The organism is Moorena sp. SIO3I8 (assembly GCF_010692325.1).
In the GTDB taxonomy this organism is placed as follows: domain Bacteria; phylum Cyanobacteriota; class Cyanobacteriia; order Cyanobacteriales; family Coleofasciculaceae; genus Moorena.
On the sequence record NZ_JAAHHW010000003.1, the window covers coordinates 1 to 18386 of the forward strand.

General features: G+C 42.4%; 17 protein-coding genes and 2 pseudogenes. 12 read left to right on the plus strand and 7 right to left on the minus strand.

The features are described from left to right. The 7 genes and pseudogenes from F6K51_RS01830 to F6K51_RS01865 all read left to right on the plus strand — a co-directional run. Positions 1–756: glycosyltransferase family 2 protein (locus F6K51_RS01830; protein ID WP_293017583.1), on the plus strand; the 756-nt coding region annotated here is incomplete at its 5' end. Continuing rightward, positions 719–1338 (plus strand): annotated as a pseudogene (locus tag F6K51_RS01840) (cyclase family protein). The gene F6K51_RS01830 and the pseudogene F6K51_RS01840, both read left to right, overlap by 38 nt. A gap of 75 nt (positions 1339–1413) precedes the next feature. Then, a complete protein-coding gene (locus tag F6K51_RS01845; RefSeq protein ID WP_293017586.1) occupies positions 1414–1944 on the plus strand; it encodes an acylneuraminate cytidylyltransferase family protein in 531 nt (176 codons plus the stop codon). 189 nt (positions 1945–2133) lie between these two features. After that, positions 2134–3066 (plus strand): phosphoglycerate dehydrogenase, encoded by a 933-nt coding sequence (locus F6K51_RS01850; RefSeq protein WP_293017587.1) that lies wholly within the window; start codon positions 2134–2136, stop codon positions 3064–3066. Positions 3067–3077: 11 nt separating this feature from the next. Then, a complete protein-coding gene (locus tag F6K51_RS01855) occupies positions 3078–3812 on the plus strand; it encodes an SDR family oxidoreductase (RefSeq protein WP_293017588.1) in 735 nt (244 codons plus the stop codon). Positions 3813–4256: 444 nt separating this feature from the next. Beyond that, positions 4257–4700 carry a hypothetical protein gene (locus tag F6K51_RS01860; RefSeq protein ID WP_293017589.1) on the plus strand — a complete coding sequence of 148 codons (444 nt, stop codon included), beginning with the start codon at positions 4257–4259 and terminating at the stop codon, positions 4698–4700. 168 nt (positions 4701–4868) lie between these two features. Then, on the plus strand, positions 4869–5774 hold the full coding sequence (locus F6K51_RS01865) for an NAD(P)-dependent oxidoreductase (RefSeq protein WP_293017590.1): 906 nt from the start codon (positions 4869–4871) through the stop codon (positions 5772–5774). A 96-nt stretch (positions 5775–5870) separates the two neighbouring features. Here the strand turns inward: F6K51_RS01865 and F6K51_RS01870 are convergent, their stop codons facing one another. The 3 genes from F6K51_RS01870 to F6K51_RS01880 all read right to left on the minus strand — a co-directional run bounded on the left by F6K51_RS01870 (position 5871) and on the right by F6K51_RS01880 (position 8328). Beyond that, a complete protein-coding gene (locus F6K51_RS01870; protein WP_293017591.1) occupies positions 5871–6260 on the minus strand; it encodes a response regulator in 390 nt (129 codons plus the stop codon). 334 nt (positions 6261–6594) lie between these two features. Then, positions 6595–7158, minus strand: coding sequence for a calcium-binding protein (locus tag F6K51_RS01875; protein WP_293017592.1), 564 nt, complete (start codon positions 7156–7158; stop codon positions 6595–6597). Positions 7159–7722: 564 nt separating this feature from the next. Further along, a complete protein-coding gene (locus F6K51_RS01880; protein WP_293017593.1) occupies positions 7723–8328 on the minus strand; it encodes a Crp/Fnr family transcriptional regulator in 606 nt (201 codons plus the stop codon). A 104-nt stretch (positions 8329–8432) separates the two neighbouring features. Between F6K51_RS01880 and F6K51_RS01885 the strand changes: the two genes are divergently transcribed. Continuing rightward, on the plus strand, positions 8433–8654 hold the full coding sequence (locus F6K51_RS01885; RefSeq protein WP_293017594.1) for a hypothetical protein: 222 nt from the start codon (positions 8433–8435) through the stop codon (positions 8652–8654). A 274-nt stretch (positions 8655–8928) separates the two neighbouring features. On the opposite strand, the gene F6K51_RS01890 is transcribed toward F6K51_RS01885, so the two are convergent. From F6K51_RS01890 to F6K51_RS01900, 3 genes are read right to left on the minus strand one after another with little or no spacing between them, the layout of a single operon-like run. Next, a complete protein-coding gene (locus F6K51_RS01890) occupies positions 8929–10362 on the minus strand; it encodes an adenylate/guanylate cyclase domain-containing protein (RefSeq protein WP_293017596.1) in 1434 nt (477 codons plus the stop codon). A gap of 26 nt (positions 10363–10388) precedes the next feature. Beyond that, a complete protein-coding gene (locus F6K51_RS01895) occupies positions 10389–11201 on the minus strand; it encodes a GAF domain-containing protein (protein WP_293017598.1) in 813 nt (270 codons plus the stop codon). Between the two features lie 18 nt (positions 11202–11219). Then, on the minus strand, positions 11220–15311 hold the full coding sequence (locus F6K51_RS01900) for an ATP-binding protein (RefSeq protein WP_293017600.1): 4092 nt from the start codon (positions 15309–15311) through the stop codon (positions 11220–11222). A 767-nt stretch (positions 15312–16078) separates the two neighbouring features. Here F6K51_RS01900 and F6K51_RS38280 point away from each other — a divergent pair. Together F6K51_RS38280 and F6K51_RS01905 are read left to right on the plus strand one after the other, a co-directional pair. Further along, positions 16079–16282 (plus strand): cytochrome-c peroxidase, encoded by a 204-nt coding sequence (locus tag F6K51_RS38280; RefSeq protein WP_365939893.1) that lies wholly within the window; start codon positions 16079–16081, stop codon positions 16280–16282. A 104-nt stretch (positions 16283–16386) separates the two neighbouring features. Beyond that, positions 16387–16731: an ATP-binding protein gene (locus tag F6K51_RS01905; protein ID WP_293017601.1), complete on the plus strand. Its 345-nt coding sequence runs from the start codon at positions 16387–16389 to the stop codon at positions 16729–16731. A 35-nt stretch (positions 16732–16766) separates the two neighbouring features. On the opposite strand, the gene F6K51_RS01910 is transcribed toward F6K51_RS01905, so the two are convergent. Continuing rightward, positions 16767–16937 (minus strand): hypothetical protein, encoded by a 171-nt coding sequence (locus tag F6K51_RS01910; protein ID WP_293017603.1) that lies wholly within the window; start codon positions 16935–16937, stop codon positions 16767–16769. A 378-nt stretch (positions 16938–17315) separates the two neighbouring features. Between F6K51_RS01910 and F6K51_RS01915 the strand changes: the two genes are divergently transcribed. Next, complete coding sequence (locus F6K51_RS01915; protein WP_293017605.1) at positions 17316–17873, plus strand: hypothetical protein; 558 nt, start codon at positions 17316–17318, stop codon at positions 17871–17873. 24 nt (positions 17874–17897) lie between these two features. Beyond that, a pseudogene (locus F6K51_RS01920) lies at positions 17898–18386 on the plus strand (hypothetical protein); the annotation flags it as partial.

Sequence of the window (18386 nt, forward strand, 5' to 3'; positions counted from 1 at the left end):
TGTCAGGCTGCCACCGGGCAATTCATCGTTATTGCCAGTGCTCACGTTTATCCCATCTACCAAGATTGGATTGAAAAGCTGTTAGCTCCCTTTAAAGATCCTAAGATTGCTTTAACCTACGGAAAACAACGCGGTAACGAAACAAGCAAGTATTCAGAACACCAGATATTTGCTACTTGGTTTCCCGATCAGTCGGTTCATGTCAGGAATCAAGACTATCCTTTCTGTAACAATGCTAATGCTGCGATCCGGCGATCATTGTGGGAAGACGTTCCCTACGACGAAACCCTCACAGGCTTAGAGGATTTGGACTGGGCAAAACGGATTATGCCCCTAGGCTACCGCATTGCTTACGTTCCCGCAGCTGAAATTATTCATGTTCATGAGGAAACCCCTAAACGCATTTACAACCGCTATCGACGAGAAGCCATTGCTCTTAAACAGATTTATCCCCAAGAAGACTTCCATTTTTGGGATTTTTTGCGCCTGTTTACCACAAATGTTGTCAGTGACTACTATCATGCATGGCATGACGGTGTTTTCAAACCAAATTTGCAATCAATTCCTATATTCCGCTTAATGCAATTCTGGGGTACCTACCAAGGCTTTGCCCAAAGGGGACTAGTGAGCAACCGCCTGCGACAAACCTTTTATTATCCACGCAGCCTATCACGTTACCAGAACACCTTTTCTTATGACAATCGACGACTCATTGACTATGGCTCCTCTGCAAAATCCTCCGAGCAAGTATATTGACATTTCAGTACCCGTATCCCCATACCTTCCCACCTGGCCTGGTAGCCCAGCAATTGAATTTCACCGTCACCTCGATTTAGAACATGGTGATATTGCTACCGATACAACACTGCATTTTAGTGTACATACGGGGACTCACGTTGATGCTCCAATGCATTTCATCCCAGGGAAAGTGTGGAACAGCTACCTCTGGATGTTCTAATCGGAGAGGTTTACGTTGTAGTTGTGCCCGATGATGTGGATGTCATCACCGCAGAGGTATTAAAGCAGTTAACTCTACCTGCCAACACACAGCGTTTGCTTTTGCACACGCGAAACTCTCGGCTGTGGCGATCGCAAGTGCGGGAATTTCAGCCGGACTTTGTGGCGCTCACAGCAGATGCCGCTGAATGGGTAGTTGAACGGGGAATTAGGTTAATTGGGGTGGATTATTTGTCAGTCCAAGGTTTTTATGATGGTCCGGAAACTCATCAAATTCTGCTAAAATCCGAGGTTGTTATTATTGAAGGCTTGAATTTAACGGATATTTCAACTGGAAAGTATGAGTTGTTATGTTTACCAATTAAGCTCAAGGGAGTATAAGGAGCTCCAGCTAGGGTAGTTTTACGTAACTTATCTGACTAAGTTTGCTACAAAATTTTTAGATATTAGTTTTTAATGAATTATTTTAATACTGAACCGAAAATTATTGCTCTCTTGCCAATGAAAGCTAACAGCGAGCGAGTCAAGGGTAAAAATTTTAAGCCATTGAATGGTAACCCTTTATTCAAGTGGATTTTAAATGCACTTATTGAGCTAAACGAAGTCTCAAAAGTGATTATAAATACAGATGCTCGCTCTATTCTGGCAGAACACGGATTGGTCGATTCAGATCGAGTTCAGATTCGCGATCGCAAACCAGAATTGTGTGGTGATTTCGTCAGCATGAACCGGATTCTGGCAGATGACATAGCAAATGAACCTGCCGATATTTACTTGATGACCCACACTACAAATCCCCTCCTCAGTGGGACAACAATTCGCAAGGCACTTCAGCAGTTTCTGGAGGCTAGGGCTAGGGGAACTGCTGATTCGCTATTTACAGTTAATCGCTTCCAAACTCGCTTCTACCGTCAAGATGGTTCTGCCATTAACCACAATCCCAATAACCTAATTAGAACTCAGGACTTGGAACCCTGGTACGAATAAAATTCTAATCTCTACATTTTTACACCTTTAAGCTTCGCTGCCACCCAAGCTAGGATTGGCAAGCAACCTATGATGTTTGAAACTCCTCCCTTAGAGTCGATTGATATTGACGATCAAGTGGACTGGCAAATGGCTGAAGCAGTTGCCCAGTATCTCTACCCTTCTTCTGTTGTACAAGCGGCATGAGCAATGAAAGTATTAATTACCTGTCCACCCATGTTAGGTTTGATGGATGAATTCAAACCACTTTTTGCAGCGAAAGGCATTGAAGTTGATTGTCCTCCAGTAGTGCAAACCCTATCCGTGGAAGAACTAAAGTCCCTCATTCCTCAGTATGACGGTTGGATTATTGGCGACGATCCTGCCACTCGCGAAGTGTTTGAGAACGGGAAATCTGGGAAGCTAAAAGCAGCAGTAAAGTGGGGTGTTGGGGTTGATAATGTGGACTTTACAGCAGCGAATGATAATGGTATCTTAGTAGCAAATACCCCTCGTATGTTTGGTGCGGAAGTAGCCGATATTGCCATGGGCTATGTAATTGCCCTAGCACGACAGACTTTCATGATTGACCGAGCCGTTAGAGCAGGAACATGGCTAAAACCAGCAGGCATTTCTCTAGGGGATAAGACGGTTGCTTTAGTTGGGTTTGGGGATATTGGGCGCAATACGGCGAAGCGGCTGTTAGCAGCTGACATGGGGGTAATTGCTTACGATCCTTATTTCCAAGCAGTGGAGGGATTAGAAGCAGTACAACCTGCTGCTTGGCCCGCACGCTTGGAAGAAGCCGACTTGATTGTGCTGACCTGTGCGTTAACTAGTGAAAATCATCATATACTGAATTCAGAAACATTTGCTAAGGCAAAGCGAGGGGTGCGGGTGATCAATGTTGCCCGAGGTCCATTGATTGATGAAGCAGCATTGGTGGAGGCATTGTCTTCACGACAGGTGCATTCGGCAGCCTTAGATGTTTTTGAAATGGAACCATTACCGGAAGCCTCTGCGCTACGGCCTTTTGAACAGTGTATTTTTGGCTCCCATAATGCTTCTAATACGGTGGATGCTGTGCGTCGTGCTAGTTATCAGGCAATGCATTTGCTATTTGATTTTCTTGGATGTGCCTAGGAATTGAGATCGTGAAAAGTGCTTTAATTACTGGAGCTGCGGGTGGCATTGGGCAAGCTTTGTGCCAGGTTTTTAAAGAAGCTAATCACTTTGTGATTGGTCTTGATGTAGTTTCAGCGGCTGCATCCTGCGATGTTATGATTGTCGGCAATTTGCAGAAAATGTGCAGTGATGCAGCTTATTGTTCAGAAATTGTTGAGCAAGTGCGATCGCACTTGCAAAGCAGAGGTTTGACTACCTTAATTAACAATGCAGCAGTGCAAATCCTCAAGCCCACAAACCAACTCACAGTAGAAGATTGGCATCAGACACTAGATGTTAATTTGGTAGCTCCTTTTGTGTTAACTCAGGCATTGCTGCCAGAGTTGGAACAAGCGGTCGGCTCAGTAGTAAATATTGCCAGTATTCACGCCAGCCTTACCAAGCCTGGGTTTGTGTGTTATGCAACCAGTAAGGCAGCTTTGGTCGGTTTGACTAGAAGTATGGCAGTGGATCTCAATCAGAGAGTACGGGTCAACGCGATTTGTCCAGCAGCAGTAGCGACACCAATGTTAATGGCTGGGTTTGAAGGGAAGAAGGAAGAGTTTGAGAACTTGTCTCAAATGCATCCTTTAGGGCGGATTGCAGAACCAGCAGAAGTAGCAAAAGTGGCATTGTTTCTATCTTTGCCTGAAGCAAGTTTCATAACCGGTGCAACTTTAAGCGTTGATGGTGGCATTGGAGGACGTTTACACGATCCTATATAGGTTAACAATAAAGATTTATTCGCATATCTAAAGCCCAAACTAGTTAACCAGCTAATTAGCCCTTTTACGGCTGAATTGATTATGCTTCAAAAACAATTACGAGTAGCAATAGATTCAATTGTTGAGTATCTTAATAATTACTCAGATCCAGTGTACATTCAATGGTACTTTAATGAGTCTAAGCGACTTTTAGACTTTAAAAAAATTCATAAAAAAGAGGACTGTTTTATTATTGGTAATGGTCCTTCCCTTAATAAAATTGATTTATCATTACTGAACAAGTATTATACGTTTGGCTTAAACAAAATCTACTTAATTTTTGATAAAGTTAATTTAAATATTAGCTATCATGTTGCAGTAAACTCTTTGGTAATCGAGCAAAGCGCGAGAGAGTTTTAAAAGTTAAACTGTCCATCATTTTTATCAGCTAGAGCAGCTGATAATGTGGTTGATAAAAGGGATCATATTTATAAAATATTTACAGCAGGTAGTCCTTTCGTTTTTCAGACAGATGCATCGAAGTTAATTTGCGAAGGATACACTGTAACTTATGTAGCAATGCAGCTAGCATTCTATATGGGCTTTAAGAGAATTTTCTTGATAGGAGTCGATCATAACTTTACTGCTGTAGGTAATCCTAACGAAAAACAGTTCCTAAAAGGAGATGACCCAAACCATTTTACTCCTGGGTATTTTGGGAATAAAGAATGGCATCTGCCAGACTTAGAAGGCTCTGAATTAGCCTATCATATGGCTCGATTTAACTTTAATAGATCTGGTAGAGAGATTTATGATGCTACAGTTGATGGTAAACTACAAATTTTTACAAAAATTACCTTTGAACAAGCTTTAGATATGTGTAAAAAAAAGGTAGTGGTAAAGATGTAGTGATGTAGGCGTTGGTCTGGTCAAGGTAACGGGAGCTAAAATCACGAATTGTGTACCACTACCGTTTCGCCGAGTCGTTTTTCATCCCCCGCTAAAGTACACGGGCTTTCAAACTCCCGTCTTCTTTTAGGTAAGAATATTAAAATAAGCGGACTTAATGGAATCAGCATGAACAGTAATCTTACCTTTCTTGGTCTCGGCGTTATGGGTGGATATATGGCAGCTAATCTTGCCCGTAGTGATTACTCCACCAGTAATTACCCCACTATGGCTTGGAATCGCACCCCCGATCGTCCAGGAGTCAAGATTGCTGCTGATGCTGGAGCCAAGGTAGTTTCATCCATCCGGGAAGCCGTCGAGTCAGCTGACATAATTTTTTCTTGCTTGGGGGATGTCCCAGATGTGGAAGCGGTTATGCTGGGAGCTGAGGGAGTGGCTGAGTATGCCAAACCCGGTAGCCTAATTGTGGATTTCACCACCATTGGACCAAATGCAGCCCAGGAAATCAGTGGGGAACTAAAGAAGCACAACCTACGTTTTCTCGATGCACCAGTTTCCGGTGGGGATATCGGAGCCAAAAATGGTACCCTAACAATTATGCTTGGAGGTGAGCAGACGGACTTCGAGGAGTGTAAACCCCTACTGGAAATCCTTGGCAAAACCATTCGCCTGTGTGGTCCGGTAGGCAGCGGTCAAGCAGTTAAACTGTGCAACCAGGTGCTTTGTTCTGTCCATATGGTAGCCCTATGCGAGGCAATGAAGTTGGCAGAACATCAAGGAATTGACCCTAATTTAGTTATTGAAGTTTGTAGCACAGGTGCGGCTGGGTCATGGGCGTTATCCAACTTAGGGCAACAAGTGGCTGAGTCTGACTTTGAGCCTGGTTTCATGATTAAGCACATGGTCAAAGACCTCAGGCTTGTACTCGAAAGCCTCCAGTCTTCTAGTCTGGATTTAGCTGGAGTTGAATTAGCTGACCGTCTTTTCAAAGTTGTTCAACAACTTGACACTGGTACAGGAGGTGAACAGGGAACTCAAGCAATGATCCGTGCTTACGGTGAACTCAGAAGCTGAAGGATGATGGATTTAGTTATACTGCTATCCACTTAAGCCGGGACAGTAGATTAGTTATTGGGAAATTGGTGATGGCTAGGAAAATCTGTCCTGCTTTCAGCTAGTAGCGGTGATACCAAGTATTTCTTGAGATTTTTCCAACACTTGATCAGGGTCAAAGGGTTTAGTGAGGTACATATCTGTGCCGACTTCTTTGCCCTTTTGTTTATCAAACTCTTGTCCCTTAGCCGTTAGCATGATCACATAAACATCGTTCATATACAGAACATTTTTGATCTGATTACAGACATCAAACCCACTCATTTTCGGCATCATTAAATCCAGAAATACCAGATTAGGTTGCTCTGACTTAACTTGCTCTAGAGCATCTTCACCATCCTCAGCGGTGAGTAATTCTACCCCTTCATCTTCCAGGTCTTCCAGGGTTTGCTCGATCAGTAGTCTCATATAAGGTTCATCATCAACGATCAAGATTTTTTTAGTCATAGAGCAGTCTGCTGGGTAAAGCATTACCTGTTTCTACACCAATTAATTTACTTGATCAAGTTAGCTATTCCGGATGCTTTGCTGCTAAGTTAGAGCATTTACGCATTTATTAATTAATTAAAAATAAGTATTCAAGCGGACAGGATGTGAGAGTAGCTGTAGCTAAAGTAGGACAAAAAAGTCCCCACACCAAATGGTAATGGGGACATACTGGAGTTGTTCTAGTTGCCGGAAGCTAATAATACCCTGTATAAAAACCTGATCAAGCCAACAGTCTTTTCAGTGTTTAAAACACAACCCTTGCATCTGAGGAAAACTTTTTTATAACACTACTTTAGAAGACTACAGCGGAATTGGTTCTGGTAAAGACGTCTATATCTAACCCCCTATTTAATACTGCAACTTCCGATCCATCAACGGATAAAAAGCCAGTGAAGGCATCGTAACTTACATCAGTGCTGCCTACAACTACGATCGCATCACTTCCTACCTCGAAGTCGAGGATAATATCCAAGTCTCCTTCTAAGAACTGATCTGCGAAAAACTCGTAGATATCGCTGCCGCCGCCACTGATCAGAACATCGGATCCTTCATTGCCAACAACAACATCATCTCCTAAGCCGCCTCGAACAATATCATCTCCCAGACCGCCGAAGACAAAGTCAGTTCCTCCAGCACCCATGATGTTATCGTCTCCTGCTCCAGCCATGAGTATATCTACTTCATCGCCGCCAGCTGCTACATCATTACCGTCGCCAAAAATAAAAATGTTAGTTTGATCTTCTTGTCCTACGGCGAATACACCTCCACCTTCTTGAGGGCTATCAAAAAACATTGCACCCTCAAAGTCGCTTATAAATAGCGGAGCTGTGCTACCTGGACTTAATGTTGCTGCCATTTAATTCTCTCCTTGTTTTAGCTTGAATTTTCTCTAACAGTTGATGTAGGGTGGGCAGTGCACCAGACAGATAATGAAGCTTGCAAAGCGCGTTGGTAGGCACTGCCCACCCTACGATTAATGACAATGGTGCAAGATCTCGGTTAATCACGTTGTATTCAGGTAAATCGTTAATTGTTAATGGTAGTTCATGGGAATTAATGGGAATTAATGGAAGTTACCATCAACAATTAACTATGAGTAAACAGTCTCAAATACTACCTGATTGGATGAGTGTTTAACCGGAATTGATATCAACTATAATTTTTTATAATTGAATAAAAATTATAAAAAATTATAAAAAAGTTAGACTTGCTTGATTAAAATCAAGTGTTATACGGAGCGATTATAAATTCTTATTCAAGGATAAAAATTATAAACAAATTAGACTTACTTGATTCAAATCAAGTTTTACACAGGTCATAGCTTGTCCGGTGAATCACTTCATATTCACGGCAATAGTTAATGCTTAATGGTTAATTTACTCTTGACAATTAACCATTAAGCATTAACCATTTTCAATTTTTAATTTTCAATTAAGGTAATCAAACGCCTCTTACGAGTAATTGCTCCTGCTTTCTCCAGTTGCATCAAAGCTCGTGATACAGTTTCGGGAGTCAAACCTAGCTCAGCAGCAATTTCTTTGAAGGGTTGGTCTAAGCTGAGAACGGTTTGATTACGGAACTGAGCTAAGTAGTGTAGATATTGAAGTACCCGGTCGTGAGCAGTCCGAATTTCTCGCCACTCTAAACGGACTCTGAGGGAGTGAATGTGTCTAACCAAAATGGTCATGAAATTCTCGGCCAAGTCAGGATAAAGGCAAAGGCTTGACAAAAGAAGTTGCTTGGGATAAACAATTACTCGTGAAGCTACCTTAGCAATTGCTGTGTAAGGATAGACCGTTGAGAAAAGAGCACTTTCAGCTAAGCTCTCACCGGCTCTAACAACCTGGAGTGTAACCATTTTCCCTGATTTAGTGTAGTGAACAATTTTGAATCGCCCTGTTTCCACTACAAAAAAAGACGATGCGGAATTTCCCTGGTAGAATAGCTTCTGTTCAGCAACCAGATTCTGGAATATGACACCCTGACTTAGAGCAGGGGGAAGGCTCTCAGGTTTCAATAGATTCATCAATAAGGCTTCTAGTACGGCAGGACATGTGAATAGTTTAAGCAATCATTTTTGGCGATGTCTGTTGGAAAAGATCGCCAAAAATCAGAACTTGAACACAGAAAATGTCCCAAGCAGCAACTAGGAGGAGGAAGATCGGGGGTGCATCTCATATTTGTAAAAAAGAAGGGGAAGTGTGGGAAGTGTGGGAAGTGTGGGAAGTGTGGGAAGTGTGGGAAGTGTGGGAAGTGTGGGAAGTGTGGGAATATTATTATAATTTTTGCCTAATTGCAACAGTGAGATGCAGCCCCTTAATAACACCCCCTAGAAGTATATTTACTACCTAAGTACTGATATAGCACTACGCATTAAGATTAGGACATTCCTAAACTCCGAAACTTAGTCATAGCTTACTTCTGACTTCTGACTTCTGACTTCTGACTTGCGCGTAGCGCTATAACAAGTAACAAGTAACAATTTATCTAAATACGAAATGATTTACTATCGGAGATATTAGGTAAACTGATGTGCTTTTAAATTGGTCATTCCCTGTTCCCTGTTCCCTGTTCCCTGTTCCCTTTGAGTAATTTAGATATCCCAAACTCAATGCTGAACATCGTATCAGTTAATCAGCTCAAATACATCTACTGTTTGCCGTTTTCCTTTGATTGAAACCTGACCCAATTCCCGATAGCTATACTGGTGCTTGGTCGCTTCATAGACACTACCACTGACGAGGATCTGACCCCCGTTGGCCATAGCTTGTAATCTGGCAGCGATATTGACTTCATCACCAATGGCTGTATAGTCCATATGCTGGGGAGAACCGATGTTTCCCACCACGACTTCTCCTGAACTAATCCCAATACCGGTTAGAAAATTCTCCCGGATCCAGGGGGTAGGCATAGTCTTAAGTTGATGTTGCATAGCAATAGCAGCTGCGATCGCTTGTCCCTGATTATCCTTTAGCTTAGAGGGCGCACCAAACATAGCCACAATCATATCCCCCACAAATTTATTGACTGTTCCCTCATGGCTGAAGATGACATCCACCATGGAGGTAAAATATTCGTTCAGGTATTCAACAATTTTATGGGCTTCTAATTCTTCACACCGAGTTGTGAAATTCCGAATATCAGAGAACAATATAGTAATAGGCTTCTTGGCTGGAGTCAGGGAGATATTGCCCTTGGCATCAATAATAGCTTGGACAAGTTGGGAAGGAATATAGCGTTCTAGTCGGCTTTTAATCCGCTCCTCCTGTAGTTTATTTCTATGGAGCAAGGCATTTTCAATAGCTCCTGCTGCTTGAGCTCCAAGAATCGTTAAAAATTTTAAGTCTTGAGCTGTATAATTAACTGGTTTCTCACTACAAAAGTTAATCACCCCCAGCAGACCTTTTTGGGTTTTTAGAGGAGCACAAACCAGAGAGTTGATAGACTTCACACTAGCAATAAACCTGGGATCATCTTGAACCTGATTTACAATCTCAGCCTTACCAATTCCTAACCCATTCTCTATATTACTATTGCTCAGTTGAAAAAATTCTGTTGGATTATACTGTTTGCCAAAAGCGGAGATTATATCTAGTTGCTCAGTTTCGGAATTAATTAACAAAACTGAACCACAATCTCCTGGAATCAGTCTTCTCGCTTCATCCAGGAAAAGCTGAGCAATAGCGGACAGCTCTAAACAGGATGGAATCCGTTCCGAAACTCTATAGAGTAAATTAATTTCTCGGTATTGATCTAAGATAGCACTGCCTAGATCTTTTTTTTCTAATTCTTGATTAGCCAAATAATTCAGCAGTTCTTTAATTGCGATCGCTTTCTGATCTCCCTTGACCCAGCCAATCACCTGACCTCTTGCTTCAACGGGATATTTATTGGCTAAGTTACAACCTCCCAATACCGGAATTTTCCTAGGATTATCCAACAGCAACTTTCCATGGATATCCTCAATCTGGACAGTGGTGTCTATGGCGTCAATCAGTTGACTTATGACCCCTAGCGCTTTTGGCTTAGAAATAATTTTTTTGAGACTGACAGATGCCATACTTTGTGCTACTATTATAAGTTGGCTTAAAAGTATCTATTCAAATTACTCCTCACCCGTTCTTCTCGAAGCATATTCTCATAGAGGATAGCATTAGATATGGCTGATGTGGCTTGAGATGCTAAAGCACTGATCAATTTCAAATCCCTGGCTGTATAGTCTACAGGTTGTTCACTACTGAGCTGAATCACACCAATTACCTGATCTTTGGTCTTGAGTGGGACACACATTAGGGAACTGATCGGATAATCAGATGGCACAAACCTGGGATCCGATGAGACATCGTTAACGATTTCTCCTACACCAGTCATAATCACACTGCGAACAATACCTGCTATCGATTGCTTCTGGGGTCTATACCCCATTTTTGGCTCAAAGCTAGCGAGTACTTCCAGTTGGGATTGGTCTTGGTCTAGCAAAAAGAGAAATCCCCGATTTACTGGAATTAATTCCCTAGTTTGATTAATCACAATTTGAGCAACGTCTTGAGGCATTAAGTTGGCAGTTAATTTCCCCGATAGATTGTAGAGTAAGTTTATTTCTCGATAGTTATCTAAGGTTTCTATAGCAATTGATCGGCGTTCTAGTTCTTGATTGGCTAAATAATTGATTAGAGCGGCAATAGGACGAGCATTCTCTCCTCCTCTAACCCACCCTAAAGTAGTTCCTTTCAGGTCTATCTTGTATTTTCCAGATGAATCATCAGGCTCATCTCCGAATAACAGTTGCTCATCAATGTCTTGAATACTAATATCTCCTCCCAGGGAAGTTATCAGGTTATTGAGCAGTGACGAGATGTCTTTTTTTGCAATTATTTTTTTAATTTTAATAGCGGCCATGCATGTATTAGTTTAGTATTAATCATCTAATAAAATAAAAAATGTCGTGGCTAAGTTATGTTCAAAACGCACATTTTTAACCAACGATTGTTCTTTCACAATCCCTGATTTAACCAGAATCATGTCAGGTTTTAAGGAAATTGCCTTAGAAATACAATCTTGCCCATTGCTGGCAGAAATTATACCGATTCCTCTTTTCCGTAATGCCTGAGTAATCATTTCAGCTTGAGGGAGATTTTCCTCCACTATCAAAACTTGCTTAGTCGGCTTTTCTTGAGAGGTCAGTCGAACAACCTCTTTGAGCAGTTCTTCGAGATTAATCGGTTTGCTCAAACATCGCTCAACTCCTAGAGCATTTTGCTCTTCAGTGATGGACAAAATGATAATCGGAATATCCATACTGTGCAAGTCATTTTTAACCACCGCTGCTGTCTCAAACCCATTCATTCTGGGCATCACTACATCCAAGATAATTAGGTCAGGACGTTCTTGTTTGATCTGTTCAATTGCGTCCCAACCATCTTTGGCTTCCTGAATTCTGTAACCTTCTGCTCTAAGATGCTGCTTGAGTAGTTCTCGAATCGGAGCTTCATCATCCACAATCAAAATGGTTTTATTCCTGGAATTTCTGGTAATTGTTGAGGTGGTCATAGATGACTTTAGTTGAGTGAGCAGGGTTTCAGCAGCTATGGTTTTTACTCCAGGTTCAGACTCAACCGGGATGGGTAACCTAAAGGAGAAGTTACTCCCTTTGCCCAGTTCGCTTTCGACCCAAATTTTTCCTCCATGATGTTCCACAATTTCCTTACAAATAGGGAGTCCTAACCCAGTACCTTGAGGTTTTTCAGTTAGAGTATTACCCGCCTGTTTGAATTTTTCAAATATCAGCGTCTGCTCGGCTTCAGAAATGCCTATACCGCTATCAATGATACTAACGGTAATCTCTGAACCAGTTCGCCTTACTTTACAGTATACAAACCCTTTATCCGTAAACTTAGCTGCATTAGAGATTAGATTAATCACCACCTGAATTAGTCTGTCTCGGTCACCAATTATCTGAGGTAAGCCCTCGTCTATACTCTTAATTAATTCCACATCATTCTGTTCAAACAGAGCAGTCGTCGCAATGATTGCTCGTTCTAGGACATCTACAACTGAGAGGGGTTGCATTTTCCACTCTACTCGACCAGCTTCTAACTTAGCCAGATCCAGGACATCATTGATCAAAGCTTTGAGACGCTCCCCTTCGGAGATAATGATATTAACATTTTCTGACACTTGCTTCAGGGTGCGCTGAATCTTGTGGTCATTGGTAGGAATTAAGGGAAATAGGGTTTTTTCCAGTTTTTTCTGAATCAGTTTGGCAAAACCCATTACTGAGGTTAGAGGAGTCCTCAATTCATGGGAAACTGTGGAAATAAAGTCTGTTTTCATCCGGTCTACTTCTTTTTCAAAGGTAATATCTCGGATCAGAATCACCGAACCCATAAAGCCATCCTGACTATTAGGATTATCTGTAGCCTTAGTATCTTTTAGAATAGCAGTGGCTACCGCTTTGCCAATCCGTTGATTGGTCAGTTCTACTTCAGCGGTAAAGACTTGTTGAGGGTTAGTCTTGGTAAGAGTGACTAGGTTTGCGATCGCATTCCCCAACACTCCCTGACACCCTTGACCGATTAACTCGATTTCCTCCAAATCAAACAAGCTCACCAAAGCTGGATTGATGCGAGTAATTTTGCCCTTGGTATCTGTTACCAGTAATCCATCTGCTAAGCTTCTAATCATCGCATCCACGTAAGCCAGAGTATGCTGTAATTGAGTCGTGGTGGTTTTGAGACACTGAGCTTGTTCACTGACAATTGTGTACTGTTCTTGAGTAGTGGTGTATAAATCTGCCTGGTTGATGGCGATCGCTAACTGATTGCTCACGGCTTGTAATAGCTCCAATTCCAAATCACTACAGCTCCAAGGCTTGCGGCGCATACAAATTAAATAGCCAGGAGGATGCAACCCCCGAATCATGACTGGTAACGCTAGATAGTTACCTGTCTGGCAGTAGATGAGTTGATCACCGCTATCATGGAAGTGAACCATCTGTCCTTGGCTTAAGCGATCGCATAAATCATCAGAAGATTCGATACTTATTAATCCCACTTGGGAGGGTAAATCAGCTTTTCGATGTTCACACAGAATTTCCAAACATTGTTGGTCTTGGTGATACCAGCCAAAAGTCACTCGGTCGAGACGCAAGAGGGTAGCAATTTCATTGACAGTAGTTTGCACAGTTGTTTCCAAATCCAGAGATTCACGAATACGAGTAGTAAGCCCATTCAGCAGCGCCTCCTGCTGAGCCCTAGCATTGGTCTGCTCGAAAGTTTGAATCTGTAGTAAAGCAATAACCATGGCGATGATCAGCATCACTCCCAACACCGATGCCAACAGATTGAGAGAATTGAGTTGTCGCTCCACATTAGCCCGGGGAATCACCAAAGCCACAGACCAATCCGCGTGTTGCAGAGGAGCATAGGCAACATACACCCACTGACCATCCAGTTCCAGTAGCGTTACCGACTCTACCGACTCTTGCGGGTTGGCTATTTTCCTAGCCTCCATCGCCTCCATCATCTCTTGAGCAATTTGCTTTAGATTGGGGTCAGGGGAGTCTAAAAAACTCCTACCAAATTGAATTACCTTTGGATCTCGATGGGCAATGGGTACTCCTTTCGAGTCCAAAGCAAAGGCATAACTCCCTTCGCCTAAGGTAGTATTGGTAATCACCTCTGAGAGTCGGTCTAAGGAAACCGGTCCAGCAAATTCTCCTATGGGGAAAGACAATAGACCAGGCAACTTTCCTGGTTTTGGCTGGTAAGTATCCCCGAGTTCCACATTCTCGTTGGTTAGGTTGGGCAAAGCCAGTTTTTCTGGAATAATTTCCGTGTCATTGTTGGGGGGAACTGACCAGATAGGAGCCGCAATATTGACTTGGCGAATAGCAGTAGAACGAGAGACTACCGGATTATCCACAAAGGTTTCTCCTTGCATCGCTCGTTGAAAGTGAATGCGATCGCTAAGATTCTTCCCCTCAATAAAACCTGCACGAGTGGTGTAGTAAGAGCCATTTCCCTTAGCCATGACAAACATATGAAAATCGGGCAATCGTTCTTGCTCGAGTTGCAGATAGGGTTGGGCAACCTCCCAGTCCAAAGACCGAACTTCGGGAGTATTCGCAATTGTTTCCACCTTCGCCATCAGAACCGCCAACCATTCATCAATTTGATGTCCCGCCATCTTGACCTTCAATTGAGCATTATCCTTCAGACTCTCAAGAATCAGACTCCGAACCACCCAATAACTGGTGAAAGCTGCTGTTCCCACTAGCGCAATGGTGCCACTAATTAACAACCGGGGAACAGAACGCCTTGGCTGCCATAGGGATTGATAACTATTGTGCTTAAGCCACCACTGGCGTCTAAACCAAGTTCCCATATCTCTTATGCAAAATCCTTCCTGTTGTTCCTGAGAAACTCCAGCAGCTTTGGCCTGGGGTTGGGCTAGGATAGTGGGGTCGGAGCAACTGGTGTCCACCTCTGATGCTAAAGGAATACCGCTCACCTGACAGTACCCGTGTGGGTAAACCTTGAGTGGGGAATTATCCGGAGGTGAGTTTCTCTGGGAACTAGCATTAAAACGATTAAGTCTCACTGTTCCGAAGATAGTCCTTAGGCTGGGTTGCCTACTGGTGGGATAAGATGACCATTGTTTACCTCCCCTTTCTCCCCTGATGCCCTCTGTTCCCCCTCTTGCATCGGAGTACAAATTATCCCTATTGTGGACAATACCCCAATCACTTCCAGGCTGGGGATTGACCTGGGTAGAGTACCTACCCTGCCTTCTTGGGTACAGTGCTTCTGGCTGATTGTCTCCCCGCCAATCCAGATAACCTTGTAGCAGTTGCCGCAACAGTTCCATACCATTGATCCAGAGGTTTTCTTCTATCTGGTAATAGGTGAGACGGTGCGCTTCCTCAGAACAGAGCCAATTAAGAATTTCTTCAAAGTACTCACGAGCCTGGAGAAATGGATTGAGCTGAGTGTATTCAGATGTTTCCATAATAAAATCGGATATAGCTTTGATATGATCTCGCCTAATCTCTACCAGGAAAATTATAGTCAGTCCGGGTAATTTTTTTTTTAGTGGTTAGTCGTTAGTGGTTAGTCGTTAGATCAAGTCCGGTTAATCACTTACTAAATAGTTCCTGTTTTGGAAATGGGCAATCGGTAATTGATAATCGTAAACTACCAAGTACCAATTACCAAGTACCAATTCCCCGATAAGAGATATGATAATTAGTCAAACCCATTGGGTATAATCGGTAATTTTTCCGTAATTATGAATTCAAACTTACGAATTATAAGTGTTCTTACGGTTGAGTTGTGGTTCTGTTATTTGATGAACTTAAAATAGGGCATACATACTAACTAATACCAATTTAATTTATTCGAGCTACAGATGCTGAACAGGTGTAGGTTATTCGGTTAGTCGGTTAGCCGGTGCTCGGGTTATCTTCTGAACCTTGGCCTTTCGGCCACGCTACGCGAACAACCTACCCTACAAGGGACCCTATCCGGCGAACAAGCAAATTAATGTGTAGCAATAGTTTTTTAAATTGGCATAATCGATTGTAATCCATGGACAATTGTAAACTGTAAGATAACAACAATTTAAAATTAATTGACTAGTTATTTTTTTAAAATTTATTGCTTTTATGAATAGTTATACTTTCCAAAATTCACCATCATAACCTACCAGATTAATCAAACAAATATATGCAAAAATACTCTTAATATAGTATTTTATTTGATAAACCAATTCAGCCAATACCACTCAAATTAGAACTAAACAAAGAAAAGGTAAAACTGGGCAAGACGCTTTTTCATGACCCCCAACTGTCACAGGATAACACTATCTCCTGTGCTAGCTGCCACAATCTAAATACCGGTGGTACAGACCAAATAGTGCGTTCAATTGGGATCAAGAATAGGATTGGCTTGATTAATGCACCCACAGTCTTCAAAATCTGATCAGCAATGCCATTAAATTTCAAGCACCAGGGAAATCCCCCCAAGTCAAGGTTTCAGTAAAGCCCGTAGACAACAGTGATGTTTGTGGTGGGGAAGACAGGGGGATGCTCGAATCCAGGGACAGTGAGCATGGGATATTGCCAGAGGTAGGAAGAGTTTCTAGTATCAATGCAACTGGGTTTCAGGAGAATGGGCGGAATAGTTTGGAGCATGGTGGTAACTACTGGCTGTTTGGGGTGCATGACAATGGCATTGGCATGGAACCCGATCAGCGATCGCATATCTTTGAGATATTTCAGCGTCTGCACAGCAATAAAGACTATCCTGGCACTGGTATTGGTCTAGCCACCTGCAAGAAGATTGTGGAAAATCACGGGGGACAGATTGGGGTAGAGTCTGAGCCTGGAGTGGGAAGTACGTTTTACTTTACCCTTCCTGCACAACACTGAACACTAAGCACTGAACACTAAGCTTTGCAATCATCTTATTCTTCCAAGGCGAGTAACAAGGGGATTAACATGGCAAGAACACAACTTGGTATAAGCAACCCCCAGAAATTATGGCGTTGCGTCAGTCTTTGAATGAATAGGAGTAGAGTGGGCATCCTGCCCGCCCGAAAATAAGCATGAAACTGGCAAGATGCCAGTTCCACCAAGATGCCTATTCCACCTCACTCTTAAAATCATTCCATTATTAAGGAACCCCCGGAAATTATCGGTATTTAATCGAATATGATACTATAGGAAAAACTTTTTCCTGATCGGTGTAATAGCTTGTAGGAAACGGTATCGCCTTGAAATTTTAAAGCTCTCTAATCTCCTTTCTATAAAAGATATTAGAGAGCTGATTATCGCGTCATGGCTAATCGTTAATTGGACGACCATTACCCATTACCAAAAGCGAATAAAAATTTGTGGCAGACATCCGGGAGAATTGAGTTCAGTTTTATCCCATAGTATTCATACATGGTATTCATCGCTTTGGAGTTCGCCAACCGGAGCAGTTAAACCTCAAAAACCTTAGATAAAAACTAATGGAATCAGGTATTACAATTTTCAGTTTTGGATTGTTTCTAGTAATTTTTTTGTGGATTGGGGCTCTAGCTGCTAAATCTTCCGATAATACAGAATCAGACTACTTACTTGGCTCACGCTCTTTTGGGAAAGTCTTTGTCGGTCTGAGTGCTGGAGCAACGGGAAACAGTGGATGGATTATGATCGGAACCGTGGGAATGGCTTACTCCATGGGAGTTTCTGCTCTGCTGATGGTAATTGCCTGGTTCTTAGGTGATTTAACCTTTTGGACTTTTTTCCCTGATAAAATAAACCAGATGTCCAGAGAGCAAAACTCCCAAACTATTCCGGAGTTCCTAGGCTCTACAGTCAAAAAACCTCAAGGCAGACGAATAATCACGTTGATCGTTGCTGTGATCACTGTTGTATTTATCGGAGCCTATACTGCCGCACAATTTGCTGCAGCTGCCAAGACCCTTGATGTATTTTTTGGAGTTGACCCTACGATTGGAGCTTTGATCGCAGCAGCTTCGATTCTAGTCTACTGCGTAACGGGAGGACAAGCCTTGCCCTTCTAAGCTACACAACAGTTTAATCCCTTTTTAGTCGGTATTGTGTTGGCTGGTGTTTTTTCTATCATTGCCTCTACAGCAGATTCCCAACTTCTGGTTTGTTCCAGTGCCATCGCTAGAGATATTTCCCCGGCGTTGCATCGGAGGATGTCCCGTAAATATGGCGTGAAATACGAGCAATTCATGACCTTAGTGGTGGGAATACTCGCTGTAATTGCGGCAATTTCTATTTCCTCCACAGTGTTTTCATTGGTTCTTTTTGCTAGTGGAGCTGTGGCCAGTTCCCTCGGTCCAGCCATGCTGATTATTTTATTGAAAAGGCGCACTCATTATTTAGCCTTGAACTCTATGATGTTGGCGGGATTGAGTACTGCTATCCTCTGGCGAGTTTTAGGATTTCATAACATCCTATCCGAAGTTTGTCCAGGCTTTATTGTAGCCGTATTGGTGCATGAGCTGTTAATGAAGAGTGTTTTCAAACCCAAGGGTCATGCTATGGGTGAGACGTTAAGGAAATAA

Excerpts from the sequence above, each read along its gene's own strand:
- F6K51_RS01875 (WP_293017592.1), bottom strand. The coding sequence starts at position 7,158 with ATGGCAGCAACATTAAGTCCAGGTAGCACAGCTCCGCTATTTATAAGC.
- F6K51_RS01850 (WP_293017587.1), top strand. The coding sequence starts at position 2,134 with ATGAAAGTATTAATTACCTGTCCACCCATGTTAGGTTTGATGGATGAA.
- F6K51_RS01890 (WP_293017596.1), bottom strand. The coding sequence starts at position 10,362 with ATGGCATCTGTCAGTCTCAAAAAAATTATTTCTAAGCCAAAAGCGCTA.
- F6K51_RS01885 (WP_293017594.1), top strand. The coding sequence starts at position 8,433 with ATGTCCCAAGCAGCAACTAGGAGGAGGAAGATCGGGGGTGCATCTCAT.
- F6K51_RS01900 (WP_293017600.1), bottom strand. The coding sequence starts at position 15,311 with ATGGAAACATCTGAATACACTCAGCTCAATCCATTTCTCCAGGCTCGT.
- F6K51_RS01845 (WP_293017586.1), top strand. The coding sequence starts at position 1,414 with ATGAATTATTTTAATACTGAACCGAAAATTATTGCTCTCTTGCCAATG.
- F6K51_RS01865 (WP_293017590.1), top strand. The coding sequence starts at position 4,869 with ATGAACAGTAATCTTACCTTTCTTGGTCTCGGCGTTATGGGTGGATAT.
- F6K51_RS01905 (WP_293017601.1), top strand. The coding sequence starts at position 16,387 with ATGCTCGAATCCAGGGACAGTGAGCATGGGATATTGCCAGAGGTAGGA.
- F6K51_RS01870 (WP_293017591.1), bottom strand. The coding sequence starts at position 6,260 with ATGACTAAAAAAATCTTGATCGTTGATGATGAACCTTATATGAGACTA.
- F6K51_RS01915 (WP_293017605.1), top strand. The coding sequence starts at position 17,316 with ATGGAATCAGGTATTACAATTTTCAGTTTTGGATTGTTTCTAGTAATT.
- F6K51_RS01880 (WP_293017593.1), bottom strand. The coding sequence starts at position 8,328 with ATGAATCTATTGAAACCTGAGAGCCTTCCCCCTGCTCTAAGTCAGGGT.
- F6K51_RS01895 (WP_293017598.1), bottom strand. The coding sequence starts at position 11,201 with ATGGCCGCTATTAAAATTAAAAAAATAATTGCAAAAAAAGACATCTCG.